13 protein-coding genes are annotated in these 12,930 nt (G+C 33.5%); 8 read left to right on the top strand and 5 right to left on the bottom strand.

Annotated features, from left to right (window positions below):
• Positions 1 to 208 precede the first annotated feature (208 nt).
• From SM9_RS01600 to glmM, 8 genes are all read left to right on the top strand, one after another.
• On the top strand, positions 209 to 1,057 hold the full coding sequence (locus SM9_RS01600; protein WP_058738477.1) for a methanogenesis marker 8 protein: 849 nt from the start codon (positions 209 to 211) through the stop codon (positions 1,055 to 1,057).
• Positions 1,058 to 1,133: 76 nt separating this feature from the next.
• Positions 1,134 to 2,408, top strand: a complete 1,275-nt coding sequence (thiC, locus tag SM9_RS01595; protein ID WP_058738476.1) for a phosphomethylpyrimidine synthase — start codon at positions 1,134 to 1,136, stop codon at positions 2,406 to 2,408.
• The gene (locus tag SM9_RS01590) at positions 2,408 to 4,063 is read left to right on the top strand and encodes an ATP-dependent DNA ligase (RefSeq protein WP_058738475.1); all 1,656 of its coding nucleotides are present in this window, start codon (positions 2,408 to 2,410) and stop codon (positions 4,061 to 4,063) included. Before thiC ends, SM9_RS01590 begins: the two co-directional genes overlap by 1 nt.
• A gap of 11 nt (positions 4,064 to 4,074) precedes the next feature.
• Positions 4,075 to 4,542, top strand: coding sequence for a hypothetical protein (locus tag SM9_RS01585; protein WP_058738474.1), 468 nt, complete (start codon positions 4,075 to 4,077; stop codon positions 4,540 to 4,542).
• Positions 4,543 to 4,626: 84 nt separating this feature from the next.
• Positions 4,627 to 5,025 (top strand): OB-fold nucleic acid binding domain-containing protein, encoded by a 399-nt coding sequence (locus tag SM9_RS01580; protein ID WP_058738473.1) that lies wholly within the window; start codon positions 4,627 to 4,629, stop codon positions 5,023 to 5,025.
• A 54-nt stretch (positions 5,026 to 5,079) separates the two neighbouring features.
• A complete protein-coding gene (locus tag SM9_RS01575; protein WP_058738472.1) occupies positions 5,080 to 5,694 on the top strand; it encodes a TetR/AcrR family transcriptional regulator in 615 nt (204 codons plus the stop codon).
• Between the two features lie 33 nt (positions 5,695 to 5,727).
• The gene (locus SM9_RS01570) at positions 5,728 to 6,456 is read left to right on the top strand and encodes a flavodoxin family protein (protein WP_058738471.1); all 729 of its coding nucleotides are present in this window, start codon (positions 5,728 to 5,730) and stop codon (positions 6,454 to 6,456) included.
• A 62-nt stretch (positions 6,457 to 6,518) separates the two neighbouring features.
• Positions 6,519 to 7,883 (top strand): phosphoglucosamine mutase, encoded by a 1,365-nt coding sequence (gene glmM, locus SM9_RS01565; RefSeq protein ID WP_058738470.1) that lies wholly within the window; start codon positions 6,519 to 6,521, stop codon positions 7,881 to 7,883.
• A gap of 145 nt (positions 7,884 to 8,028) precedes the next feature.
• Here the strand turns inward: glmM and SM9_RS01560 are convergent, their stop codons facing one another.
• The 5 genes from SM9_RS01560 to glmU are packed head-to-tail and all read right to left on the bottom strand — an operon-like array spanning position 8,029 to position 12,785.
• Positions 8,029 to 9,165, bottom strand: coding sequence for a tetratricopeptide repeat protein (locus SM9_RS01560; protein WP_058738469.1), 1,137 nt, complete (start codon positions 9,163 to 9,165; stop codon positions 8,029 to 8,031).
• 15 nt (positions 9,166 to 9,180) lie between these two features.
• Entirely contained in the window at positions 9,181 to 9,891 is a 711-nt protein-coding gene (locus tag SM9_RS01555; RefSeq protein WP_058738468.1) for an anaerobic ribonucleoside-triphosphate reductase activating protein, read from the bottom strand.
• On the bottom strand, positions 9,891 to 10,991 hold the full coding sequence (gene hisC / locus SM9_RS01550; RefSeq protein WP_058738467.1) for a histidinol-phosphate transaminase: 1,101 nt from the start codon (positions 10,989 to 10,991) through the stop codon (positions 9,891 to 9,893). The genes SM9_RS01555 and hisC overlap by 1 nt, the downstream gene beginning before the upstream one ends.
• Before the next feature lie 3 nt (positions 10,992 to 10,994).
• Positions 10,995 to 11,477 carry a gamma carbonic anhydrase family protein gene (locus tag SM9_RS01545; protein ID WP_058738466.1) on the bottom strand — a complete coding sequence of 161 codons (483 nt, stop codon included), beginning with the start codon at positions 11,475 to 11,477 and terminating at the stop codon, positions 10,995 to 10,997.
• 18 nt (positions 11,478 to 11,495) lie between these two features.
• On the bottom strand, positions 11,496 to 12,785 hold the full coding sequence (gene glmU, locus SM9_RS01540; protein ID WP_083495801.1) for a bifunctional sugar-1-phosphate nucleotidylyltransferase/acetyltransferase: 1,290 nt from the start codon (positions 12,783 to 12,785) through the stop codon (positions 11,496 to 11,498).
• Positions 12,786 to 12,930: the final 145 nt, after the last annotated feature.

Below are 12,930 nucleotides of genomic sequence, written 5' to 3'. Positions count from 1 at the left end.
TATTGATAAAAAAACTTTATTTTCATTATTTCAACCAAAACAAATCACAAAATACCCTTTGAATTCTAATTCAAAATGTAATTAATACAAAAACATTGCCAATGAAATTTAACATTCATTAGTATAATTTTATCATTTTGCACTAAACATACTATTCAAATACAAAAGTTAAATTAATTTAAAAATTATAGTAAGATTAGGTGAGAGTATGGTCAAAGATCATCATGTTATAGAAGCACTTGGAAAAACAAAAGTAGTAATAGAAAATGGAGAAGTGGTGTCTGTAGGAGAACCTCTAGTTGAATACTGTCCTCTTTTTGATAAAATTGACAATGCAAAAAAGCTCGATAAAGACTACATTAAATGGAATATGGAAAAAAGAATTCGTGAATTTGGCATGTGTACAAAAGAAAGAGTTGTCAAAATGCCTGATATGATGTCTTTTGGTATTTCAGAAATATTAAAAACCAATAGAGAATTAGGCCAAATCGATTGTGTTGTTGGGGTTTGTGAAGGTGTTGGAACATTATTGATAACAGACCCTGAAATAATCCAGGGCGTCGGCGGCAGAGTGTCTGCATTAATCAGTACTACGGCAATACCAGAAGTTATTGAAAAAGTAGGAAAAGAAAATGTATTAAATCCGGACACTGCAGATTTAGACCCGATTAAAGGATTAGAAATGGCGATTGAAAAAGGTTATAAAAACATAGCGGTTACAATTTTGCCTTCAAGAACAATACTCGAACTTAGAGAGTATCCTCTTCCAGATGATGTTAATGTCTATATTTTTGTCGCGCATACTACAAATGCAAGCGATGAAGAGGTAGAAATTGCATTTAAGAATGCAGATGTCATAACTGCATGTGCCAGCGATAAAATTAGGGATTATGCTGAAAAAGAAGAAGTTTATTATTCAGGTTCAAAAGTACCTCTTTTTGCAGTTACTGAAAAAGGTCGTGAATTTTTAGATAACAGACTTGAAAAAATAGGCAAAGCATTAACAGCAAAAGATTATCCTTTAAAAAGAGAAACTCACCCATATCCATTAATTTAAAATATCCGATAAAAATAATAAATACTTTAATGTACAAAATTATCTTTAATGAAATTACTATAAATGAGGGAAAATATTGACTCAAAAAAGTGAAGCTATCAAAGGCAATATCACTCAAGAAATGAAAGATGTTGCAAAACAGGAAAATATTGAAGTTGATAAACTAGCTAGATTAATAGCGGATGGAAAAGTTGTTATTCCAAAAAATGTTAATAGCCATGCAAAAGCCTGCGGTATTGGTGAGGAGCTTTCAACAAAAATTAATGCAAACATTGGTTCTTCATCAAAAATCGATGATTTGGAATTGGAAATAAATAAAGCCAAATTAGCCGTTGAGTATGGTGCAGATGCAATAATGGATTTATCAACCGGTTCAGATTTAAAATTATTCCGACAAAAGATTATGGATGCCATTGATGTTATTATCGGAACAGTCCCAATTTATGAAGCAGGAGTTGTTACCTTATCAAAAGGAAAAGAAATCGTTGATATGGACCCGGACGACATTTTTAAAGCTATTGAAAATCAGGCACGTGAAGGAGTTGACTTCATGACACTTCACTGCGGCATCACTAAAGATTTAGTTTCAAAATTAGAAAAGCAAAAGCGTATGATGGGAATTGTCAGTCGTGGAGGTACTTTTATGGCCTCATGGATTAAGCACAACAAAATGGAAAACCCATTATATGAAAATTACGATTATCTTTTGGAATTATCCTATGAATATGACATTACATTATCATTAGGTGACGGACTCAGGCCAGGATGTTTGGCTGATGCGAGCGATATCCCCCAAATTCAAGAATTGGTCAATTTAGGCGGTCTTGTTAAAAGAGCACAGGACGCTGACGTTCAGGTCATGGTTGAAGGACCTGGACATATGCCAATGAATCAAATAAAAGCCAATATGGAAATTCAAAAAACAATATGTCATGGAGCCCCATTTTATGTCCTCGGACCATTGGTAACCGATTTGGCTCCAGGTTACGATCACATTACCTCAGCAATCGGTGGTGCAATAGCTGCAAGCAGCGGAGCTAACTTCCTTTGCTACGTAACTCCTGCAGAACATTTATCTCTTCCTTCACTTGAAGATGTAAAAGAAGGAGTAATTGCATCAAAAATAGCTGCAGAAGCTGCTGATGTTGCACGAGGACTTCCACAATCATGGATGAGGGAACGTCAAATGGCAAAAGCCCGTAAAGAATTTGACTGGGAAAAACAGTTTGATTTAGCATTTGATAAATCAAAACCAAGAACATATCGTGATAAATGCGAACTGGACGATGATGAAATGTGTGCAATGTGCGGAGAATATTGTGCAGTAAAAATAGCAAAAGGCGATTTTTAATGAAATATCAGGAATTAGTAGATGTTTATTCTGCTTTAGAGGCAACGACCAAACGTTTAGAAAAAACAGATATTATTGCAGAATATCTTAAAAAATTGGATGCTGATACCATTGGAAAAGTTGGATTGTTACTCTTGGGAGGAGTTTTTCCGGCATGGAGTTCAGAAGAAATTGGTATTGGTGCAAAACTTGTTGAAAGAGCTGTTGCAGAAGCTGTTGGAACCACACAGGCAAAAGTTGAAGATGCAGTTCGAGATGAAGGAGACATTGGTCTTGCATGCATAAAATTGTACTCTAAAAAGTCCCAGATGACTTTCTTTTCACAGCCATTAACCATTAATTTCGTATTTGATAGCTTGCAGAAACTGTCAAAGATAAGCGGTTCAAGGTCTACTAATCGTAAAATTTCAATCATTTTAGAATTATTATCACAGGCTTCAGCTACTGAAGCAAAATACTTGACCAGAACAATTACTGAAGAGTTGAGGATTGGCGTTGGTGACGGCATAGTCCGTGATGCAATAGCACAGGCTTTTGATATTGATAAAAAAGTCGTTGAAAGAGCTCAAATGCTAACCAATGATTTTTCAGTTGTAGCAAGAACTGCCCTTTTGGAAGGTGCAAGTGGATTATCAAGACTTAACTTGACTCCAGGAACACCTGTTAAACCAATGCTTGCCCAATTATCACTGCCTGTTGCAGAAATCATTCCTGAAATGGGTACTGCAATCTGTGAGACAAAATATGACGGAATTCGCCTTCAGGTTCACAGAAACGGTAATGAAATCAGAATATTTACACGAAGACTGGAAAATATCACACATGCCCTTCCGGAAATCGTCGAACTGTTTGATGAATATCTTCCCCATGACGACTATATCGTTGAGGGAGAAGTTATTGCTACAAGAGACGGCAAACCTTTACCATTCCAGAATATTTTACATAGGGTGAGGCGTAAATACAATGTTGAAGAAGCAATGGAAAATGTTCCATTGAAATTATACCTATTTGATGTATTATACTATAAGGAGCCAATGATTGATGAGCCGTTAATGACAAGAAGAGAAACCTTAGAAAATATTGTCGATACATCAGTTGATGAAATGAACCTAAGCACGATGATTATCGGAACACCTGACAACATTGATGAAATAGAAGAACTATTCAATTCATCCATTGCCGCCCACCACGAAGGAATCATGATTAAAGATGCATCAGAACCATACATTCCAGGAATTAGAGGCAAAAAAATGCTTAAGTATAAAGCAGAGCCTGAAACATTAGATATGATAATTGTCGGCGGAACATATGGTATCGGCAAAAGAGGGGATTTTGTAGGGTCTTACCTTGTGGCACTTAGGGATGAAAATGACGAGTTTAAAACTGTAGCTTATGCTGCAACCGGTCTTGATGATGCTACTTTGGAGTATTTGACCGGGAAAATGAAGGAAATTGAAATAACAACAAAAGGCCGTGAAATTGTTGTTGAACCAAAAATTGTTTTAGAAATTGCTTTTTCTGAAATTGTCGAATCTCCAGAATATGAAACCGGCTACTCTTTAAGGTTCCCTGTTGTTAAAAATATAAGAAAAGATAAGGGACCTATGGATGTTGACACAGTTGAAAGACTGCTTTCAATGTATAAAGCACAATAAAAGTGATAAAAATGGAATGTCTTAACTGCGGAACAGAATACGATACAGATTTTCAATCAGAATGTCCTGTTTGTGGATTTTCAGTCGATACAATAATTTGTCCGGAATGTGATTGTCCTGTTGATGAAAAGTACCCGTGTAATTGCGGAAAAACATTAGATGAGTTTGATATTGAAGAAGAAGACGAAGAATTTGATTATTATGATTATATGAACGAGGAAGATGATGAAGAAGACGAAATAGATCCCGGTGACAGCATCTGTGAAAACTGCAGCCATTGGATTACACATCGTTTAGGTTCCGCTTACGGAATGATATGCCAAATGACAGGTGAAAATACCGATCCTGATGATTATTGCAGCTCATTCAGCCAGATGTTTCATTTTTCAAACTACGGGGACGAGGGGCAATACAGTTTCATCGATACCGACCAGGAAAAGAAAAGAAAATTAGACAACTGGCGAAACAGAAGATACTGAATGAAAACAAAATAACCTCACCATACAATATAACCAGATTAAATCCTATCCAATTTATTAATTTCAATAATTAAAAGAAATTTTATGAAAATTACAGACGATAAATTATTAAAAATAGCTTTGGTTACTTCTTTAATAGGTTTAATCGGACTAATTTTATTTACCCCCTCAATTGAAGTTAAAGAGGTTAAAATTAAAGATGTGACACGTGCCATGATTGATGAGGAAGTCAGCATTAACTGTGTTGTAACTGAAATCAAATCCTCAAAAAGCGGAAGCAGTTATTTTTTAACAATAAATGACGGAACAGGACAGATGCCATTAATCATATTTGAAAGCCAAATAGCGCAGATGCAGACAAATAATCTGGATATAAATGATTTCAAGAATAAGAAAGTCAATGTTGTTGGAAAGATTACTGAATACAACAATGAAATGGAAATTGTTTTATCAAGCGGAGACAGTTTGAAAATTATAAACTAACAATCGTTAGTTTTATATGTGATATAAGTTATAATAAACTAACAAGTGTTAGTTATGAACAATAAAGAAAAAATTTTTGAAAAATCCATTGCCCTTTTTTCGGAATACGGATATGATGGAGTATCCATACGCAAAATTGCCAGTGCAGTAGGAATAAAGGAAAGTTCAATTTATAATCATTACAAAAGCAAGGAATCAATATTGGATGCGATTTTAGCATATTATATTAATGAAATGACAAAAGATGAAATTCCACTTAACCAAGCAAGCGACAATCTGGACAAAAGCCTAGAATATTTCTATAAAGCAGGTGTGGATCTTTATACATCCAAATTAAATGATGTCAAAATGATGAAAATCACCAGAATCATTTTTGTTGAAACATACCACAATGAAAAAATCAGAAAATTTGTAAAAACTGCAATTGTTGATGCGGCCATAAATGGATGGATAGCTCTTTTTGATTTGATGAAAGAAAAGGAATTGATTAAAAGAGATTGCAACTCAAAACAGTTAGCAGAGTCTTTCTATTATTATGGATTATACTTACTAATTGAACATGTGATAATTAACTATCCTGAAGATGATGAAAAGTTTTTAAAGGAACTTGCAAGAAAAAGCGAAATCCAAATGAAATTAATTTACAATTCAGTCAAAAAGAGAGATTAATATAAAAGACAATAAAATTGTGAGAGTGTAAAAATGAAATATCTGATTATTAACGGTTCACCGAGAAAACAAAATACATATAAAGCAATACAAATAGCCAAAAACAACATTGAAGGAGAATTTGAAGAAATTAATTTACTAAATGAAGAAATTCCAATGTGTATCGGATGCCAGAACTGCATTATGAAAGGAGAAGAGAAATGCCCACATTTTGATAAAATCAATCCAATTATCCAAAAAATAAACGAATGCGACGGACTGATTATCAGCTCCCCTGTTTATGCAATGAATGTGACTGCATTATTGAAAAATTTATTTGATCACACGGCATATCTATATCACAGACCAAGATTTTTCACAAAAAAAGCACTGATTGTAGTTACATCAGCAGGAGCCGGACAAAAAGATGTGGCTAAATACATCGATGAGACATTAAGGCATTGGGGCTTTAATAAAACATATATTATAGCACAAGCCATTGGAGATGGAAACTTCAATGAATCAAAAATCAGCAAAACCTCAGAACAATTCTTTAAGGATGTAACAACTAAAAAACTCCATTCTCCAAAATTAAATGATATCATATTTTTTGATGTATGGAAAACAATGGCAAAATCACAAAATTCAATTGAAAAGGACAAAGAGTATTGGAATGAAACCGAATTAATCAATTATGATTTTGCACCGGAAATAAAATTAGGAATATTTAAAAAGATATTTTCAAAATTGACATTTTTCATGATGCAAATGGTGATAAAATAAATAGTTATTTATTAATAAAAAACCAAATTTAAACTTAATTAAGATTATAAGGAATTATTAAAATGTCAGATAAAAAAAGATTATTTGGAACTTTTGGTGTTAGAAGGACTGCAAATGATGTATTAACTCCAGAATTTGCTGCAAGACTTGCTGCATGTTATGGAACTCAAATTCAAGGTACCGTTGCAGTTGGTGGAGACACAAGAACTTCTAGCCCAATGTTAATGGAAGCTGTAAAGGCTGGGCTTTTATCATCAGGCTGTGATGTTGTGGATTTAGGAATCCTGCCAACACCTGGTGTTCAATATGCTGTTCGTAAATATTATGATGGTGGAGTAATGATTACTGCTTCACATAACCCTCCAAAATATAATGGAATTAAATTTTTAGATGAATACGGTATTGGAATTCCTGATGAAATGGATTTGGCTATCGAAGAATTATACTTTGACAATGAACCGAAAAGAGCAGAATGGCATGAAATTGGTCAAGTTTACCATAACGATAAAATCATTGATGAATATGTTGACGAAGCAATATCCAAAGTTGATGCTGAAGCAATTCGTGAAGCTAAATTAAAAGTAGTCGTAGACTGTGGAAGCGGTGCAGGGGCTTATACAGCACCATATTTAATTCGTAAATTAGGATGTGAAGTAACAACTCTAAACTGCCAAGCAGACGGATCATTCCCTGGTCGTGACCCTGAGCCTATTGAAGAAAACTTGCAGGAATTGATTTCTGTTGTAAAAGAATTAGGTGCAGATATTGGTATTGCTCATGACGGAGATGCTGACAGAACTATCTGTATCGATGAAAAAGGTAATTTTGTTTTAGGAGATAAAACATTCACCCTCGTTGAAAAACAAATGCTTAAGGAAAACGGTGGCGGAATCATTGTTACTACTGTCGCAACATCCCAGGCAATTTATGATATTGCAGATGAATATAATGGTGAAGTAATAGCTACTGCTGTTGGAGACTTACTTGTTGCACGTGAATTGCATGAAAAAGAAGGATTATTTGGTGGTGAAGAAAACGGAGGTTTAATTTTCCCAGACTTTGTTTATGGAAGAGATGCAGTAATGACTGTAGCTAAAATCTTAGAGACTTTAGCATTGGAGAAAAAATCACTGTCCGAATTAGTGGCTGAACTTCCAGTATACTATGCACGTAAAATGAAAATCGAATGTCCTGATGATCAAAAGCAATCAGTCATGACACAAATAGCTGATGAAATCAAAACCACTACTGACTTTGAATTAGACTTAACTGATGGTGTTAAAATCCTAAAAGACGATGGTTGGGTGATTATCAGACCATCAGGAACTGAACCAATATTCAGATGTTTCGCTGAAAGTGACAGTCAGGAAAAAGCAGACGAAATGACTGAATGGGGTATCAGTTTAATTAAAAAATACAAAGAATAATTGAAGTAATTTTTACTTCAATAATTTTTAATTTTTTGAATGAAAAAAAGACCACACCTACAAAAACTATTAATTTAATAAACTACTTTTTTAATTAAATCAAAAGTAAAAGAAAAAATAAATAAAATAAATGTTCACATCTACATTAGAAGTTATCCAAACATTCTTCTTTTAGGAAAAATGCATCCTCATTGTCAGGGCTTCTAAGCAACACTTTATTGAAACTGTCTACAGCCTCTTCAAATTTTCCAAGTTCCATCAATACAACACCTTTATTCAATAAAAAGTCAATGTTATTTTTTTCTAAGGAAATGGCCGTATTAAAACATTCCAGTGCTTCATCCAGTTTTCCCAAATCAATATATGCATTACCCATCCTATTAATAGCATCGGCATCCATTTCAGAGTCATCCAAACAAACTTCAACCGCCTTGTCAAAAGATTCAATAGCTTCTTCTAAACGACCCATATCCGTTAAAAGGTTTCCCCGAGCATTCCAAACTTCTGGATTTTCACCATCGATAACAATAAGTTTATCATAAACCCTTAATGCCTTATCATATTCACCCAGGACTTCCAAAATAAATCCTCTCCAATACAAAACAATAGGACTGCTTGGAGAATAATTATAAGCAATGGTGCTTGCTTTTAGGGCACCTTCCAAGTCACCTGCATTTAAAAGAGCAATAGCTTTATTGTTTAATATATATTCATTATCCGGTTCAACTGACAATGCTCTGTCATAACATTTAATAGCATCATCAAATTGACCAAGCCTTGAAAGATTATCCCCCTGCTTATTTAAAAGATAAACATCATTCGGGTCAATTCTTAAAGCTGCATCATAACACATTGTGGACTTATCAAACTTACCACTGTCAAAAAGAATATCTGCACGTTTAGTGATCATGGATTTCTCATCGATTTTGTCTCCTTTCCAATCATCAATATCCAATTTCTCAAAATAAATGATTTGGAATTTATCCGATGGATTCACACGACCGCCATACATTTTTTTAAACTCTTTCAGCATTTCATCTGAGTTTGCAAAACCTTCATCATGTGCAATTTCATCATTACCAATAATATCATCAAAAGAAATGTCTTCAACATCAGTGACAATAGCTTCAAAAATCTTCATTTTTTCCTTTGAAACTAGATTCCAGTAGCAATATAATCGGTCACCTTTTTTAAGAGGAGATTTCCAAAGTTTACGAATAGTCCTTCTCTTTTTACCTGTGATTACATCAATATCATTACTAGAAAATGATAATATTGGCATTTTGAACCTCCAGTATTATTCAATAATTTGCTCCCCAAATTCTCCTGTTTTAACTTTAACAACACCATCAAATAACGGCTTAATCTGCTCAGCCAATTTTCTTAAATCATGAGGATTTGGAACTTCCACTTTTTCCAAAGCAGGATCTAGAACATTCTTATTTCTAAATTGCTGAATAGTGTAAATATCTCCTTCAACATCATTTACTAGATTATAAATATCCTTTTTAGTGTGAAGGGTTGGAACATAAGTAGTTCTTACCTCTAGATGAACATTATCATCATTATTTAAAAGCCTCATTGATTTTTTAACTTGTGAACCCACATTTGCACCAGTGACCTTTCGATATTTTTCAAAAGGTGCCTTAACATCCAAAGATACAAAATCCAATAATCCCAAATCCAATAGCTTTTCAATTTTATCAGGATATATTCCACTGGTATCCAATTTGGTTTTAAGACCAATACTTTTAATATATGTAAACAATTCAATCAATGCATCCAATTGCATTAATGGCTCTCCACCAGACAATACAACAGCATCAATAAAGTCAGCAGCATTATCAATTTCAGATTTTATTTCCTCAAAAGTTTTTTCAGTATCATCTTCCAATAATTCCACATTATGGCAATATCTGCAAGCCAAAGGGCATTTGGACATGAAAATAACCAAAGACATATTTCCATGAAATTCAATAGAAGAGATTAAAGTTCCACCCACATACATTAGTCAACTACCTCATGAACAATTTCAATGAACCTTTTATTTTCATCCATTGTACAAATACTAATCCTTATCCAATATTCATCCAAACCTTTAAATGAAGTACAGTCCCGCACAATAATTCCTCTTTTCATGAATTCACGAGTGATTTCCGCTGCAGTATAACCAGTATCCTTAACTCCAATCAAAATGAAATTGGATTTGGAAGGAAATACATTAAGAGATTCTATTTTTGATAATTCATCAATCAAATAATCCCTGCTTTCAATCCCGTCTTTAATTGATTTTTCAATGTAATCCTTATCTTTAAATGTATTTACTGCCGCAACATAAGACAGTCTTGTTAGAGAAAATACAGGTTTAATCCTATGCATATATTCAATGATTTCCTCGCATGCAAGACCATAACCAATTCTCATTCCCGCAAGACCCAAAACCTTGGACATTGTTCTGATAATAAAAATATTATCATATTCATCAATCAAACCCTTATTAGTCACTTCAGAGTATTCAAAGTATGCTTCATCAATAACAATCAAGATATCCGGATTTTCACTGGCTATTTTAACCAAATCTGCCTTTTCAATTAAAGTTCCTGTAGGATTGTTTGGGCTGCACAAGAAAATCATTTTTGTTTTAGAAGAAATGCATTCAAAGATTGAATCGATATCCAAAACATTTTTATCCAAATCCCATTTTGCATAAACCGGATTAGCGCCATATTGCTGCAATAAATATTCATAATACATATAAGAAGGCAAAGGCACTATAAATTCATCACCAGGTTCAATGAATGTTTTAGCTAAAACATCAATGATTTCATCAGCTCCGTCACCACCTATTATGACCTGAGAATCTTTAACATCAGAATAATCGGCAACTAAATGAACTAACTCCTTAAGTTGTGATTCAGGATATCTGTTAATGGATTCCAATTCATTTTTAATAGCTTCAATAGCCTTTGGAGACGGACCCCAAGGATTTTCATTAGATCCCAATTTGATAATATCCTCTTTTTTCAATCCGAATTCTGCAGCAATTTCATCTTGTGATCTTCCAGGAACATATGAGTCCATATCACTAACAATTTGTCTTGGTTTCATGATTTAATCTTCCTTATACTGTTTGGAAAGTCTAACATAATTATCAGCATTCTCTTGGATGTGTTTGATTTGTTCTGGTGAAACATCTTTAATCAGTTTAGCAGGAACTCCTAAAATCAAACTGTTTTCAGGGAATTCTTTTCCTTCACTAACAACAGCTCCTGCCCCAACAATAGAATTTTTTCCTATTTTAGCCCCATTCAAAACAGTAGCATTCATTCCAATCAATACATTATCTTCCAAAGTACATCCGTGAATGACAGCCCCATGACCAACAGAAACATTTTCCTTTATTACAACAGGATAATCTTTAGAGCAGTGAACAACACAATTATCCTGAACATTAGAATTGTTTCCTATTCTGATTGATGCTACGTCTCCTCTTAGGACAGCACCATGCCAAATAGAAACATTTTCACCAAGTTCAACATCACCAAGCACTTGAGCACCAGGGCATATTACAATAGAGTCTTTTTTATTTTCCATAATATCACTAGTTTTTAATTAATCTTTATCTTTTTTCTTGTCCTGAACAATGTGAGTTTGCTTTAATAATACTCTCGTATCAGACGGCAAGTCCTCATATAACAAAACATTTGATCCAATAGTTGAATTTGAACCTATTTTTACACCCGGAGAGAAACTTGAGTTAATTCCCGTCTTAACAGAATCACCAATAATTGCTCCAAGCTTACGTCTTCCACTATCTTCCATTGCATCTTTGATTTTTGTCTTAATATTAGCATTATCAAAACGTAAGTTAGCAAGATTGGTTCCGGCCGCAATGTTACAATTAGATCCAATTACAGAGTCACCAACATAACTCAAGTGACTTACATTAGTATTTTCCATAATGATTGAGTTTTTGATTTCAACGGCATTACCAACATGCACATTATCACCAAGATAAGTATTACCTCTGATGTAACAATTAGGACCTATATCACAGTTTTTACCAATGTAAACATTACCTTCAATGTAAACTCCAGCCTTAATAACACTTCCCTCGCCCAAATATACTTCCCCATGAATATGAGCACCGTTTTCGACTTTACCTTTAATCTTAGTTTTTAAATTGCCAATAAGCTCCTCATTTACTTCAATAAGTTCCCATGGCCTTCCAACATCAATCCAATCCTTATCCGTCTTATGACCAATGACCTCTTTACCTTCAGCAATTTGCAATGATACGGAATCGGTAATTTCGTATTCTCCCCTTTCAGATATTTCCGTTTTTTCAATTTTTTCAAAAATATCCCTGTTGAATACATAAAGTCCTGTGTTTATTAAATTACTAGGAGCTTCCTCTTTTTTAGGCTTTTCAATAATATTTTTAATGTTGCCATCATCTATTTCAACAACACCAAAAGCAGAAGGATCTTCTACCTCAGTTAAAACCATCAATGTATCTGGCTTTAAATCATCGTATTTTTCAATGATTTCACTAATTATTTCATCATCAAGAATGATATCCCCATTTAAAACCAATAAACTATCTTCAATAAAGTCTTCACCATATGAAATAGCATTAGCAGTTCCAAGGAAATCCTTTTGAGTTTTATATGTGATGTTAACACCGAAATCAGAACCATCACCAAAATATTCTTTGACTATCTCTTCCTTATATCTAACAATTAATAGAATATCTGTTATACCATTATTTTTTAATGCTTCAATGTTATACTGAATAATTGGTTTACCGGCGACAGGCAACATAGTTTTAGGCTTTGTAAGTGTTAATGGCCTCATTCTTGAGCCTTCACCTGCACTTAAAATTATTGCTTTCAATTTTATTACCCCATATTAATTAAAAATTATTATGAAATATTATGTTTTTTCTAATATATTAAATAATACATTTACTAAAATAAGAAGAATATTGGTGAAAACAAAACATGTCATATTTTTATTAAAGCATCAATAATCTATAATAATAATT

Source organism: Methanobrevibacter millerae (assembly GCF_001477655.1).
GTDB lineage: Archaea > Methanobacteriota > Methanobacteria > Methanobacteriales > Methanobacteriaceae > Methanocatella > Methanocatella millerae_A.
Note: the sequence above shows the minus strand (reverse complement) of the source record. Positions and strands in the feature narration are given on the sequence as shown.

Coding starts and splice junctions, on each gene's coding strand:
- SM9_RS01600 (WP_058738477.1), top strand. CDS start 209: ATGGTCAAAGATCATCATGTTATAGAAGCACTTGGAAAAACAAAAGTA.
- SM9_RS01590 (WP_058738475.1), top strand. CDS start 2,408: ATGAAATATCAGGAATTAGTAGATGTTTATTCTGCTTTAGAGGCAACG.
- SM9_RS01585 (WP_058738474.1), top strand. CDS start 4,075: ATGGAATGTCTTAACTGCGGAACAGAATACGATACAGATTTTCAATCA.
- SM9_RS01580 (WP_058738473.1), top strand. CDS start 4,627: ATGAAAATTACAGACGATAAATTATTAAAAATAGCTTTGGTTACTTCT.
- SM9_RS01575 (WP_058738472.1), top strand. CDS start 5,080: ATGAACAATAAAGAAAAAATTTTTGAAAAATCCATTGCCCTTTTTTCG.
- SM9_RS01570 (WP_058738471.1), top strand. CDS start 5,728: ATGAAATATCTGATTATTAACGGTTCACCGAGAAAACAAAATACATAT.
- glmM (WP_058738470.1), top strand. CDS start 6,519: ATGTCAGATAAAAAAAGATTATTTGGAACTTTTGGTGTTAGAAGGACT.
- SM9_RS01560 (WP_058738469.1), bottom strand. CDS start 9,165: ATGCCAATATTATCATTTTCTAGTAATGATATTGATGTAATCACAGGT.
- SM9_RS01555 (WP_058738468.1), bottom strand. CDS start 9,891: ATGTATGTGGGTGGAACTTTAATCTCTTCTATTGAATTTCATGGAAAT.
- hisC (WP_058738467.1), bottom strand. CDS start 10,991: ATGAAACCAAGACAAATTGTTAGTGATATGGACTCATATGTTCCTGGA.
- SM9_RS01545 (WP_058738466.1), bottom strand. CDS start 11,477: ATGGAAAATAAAAAAGACTCTATTGTAATATGCCCTGGTGCTCAAGTG.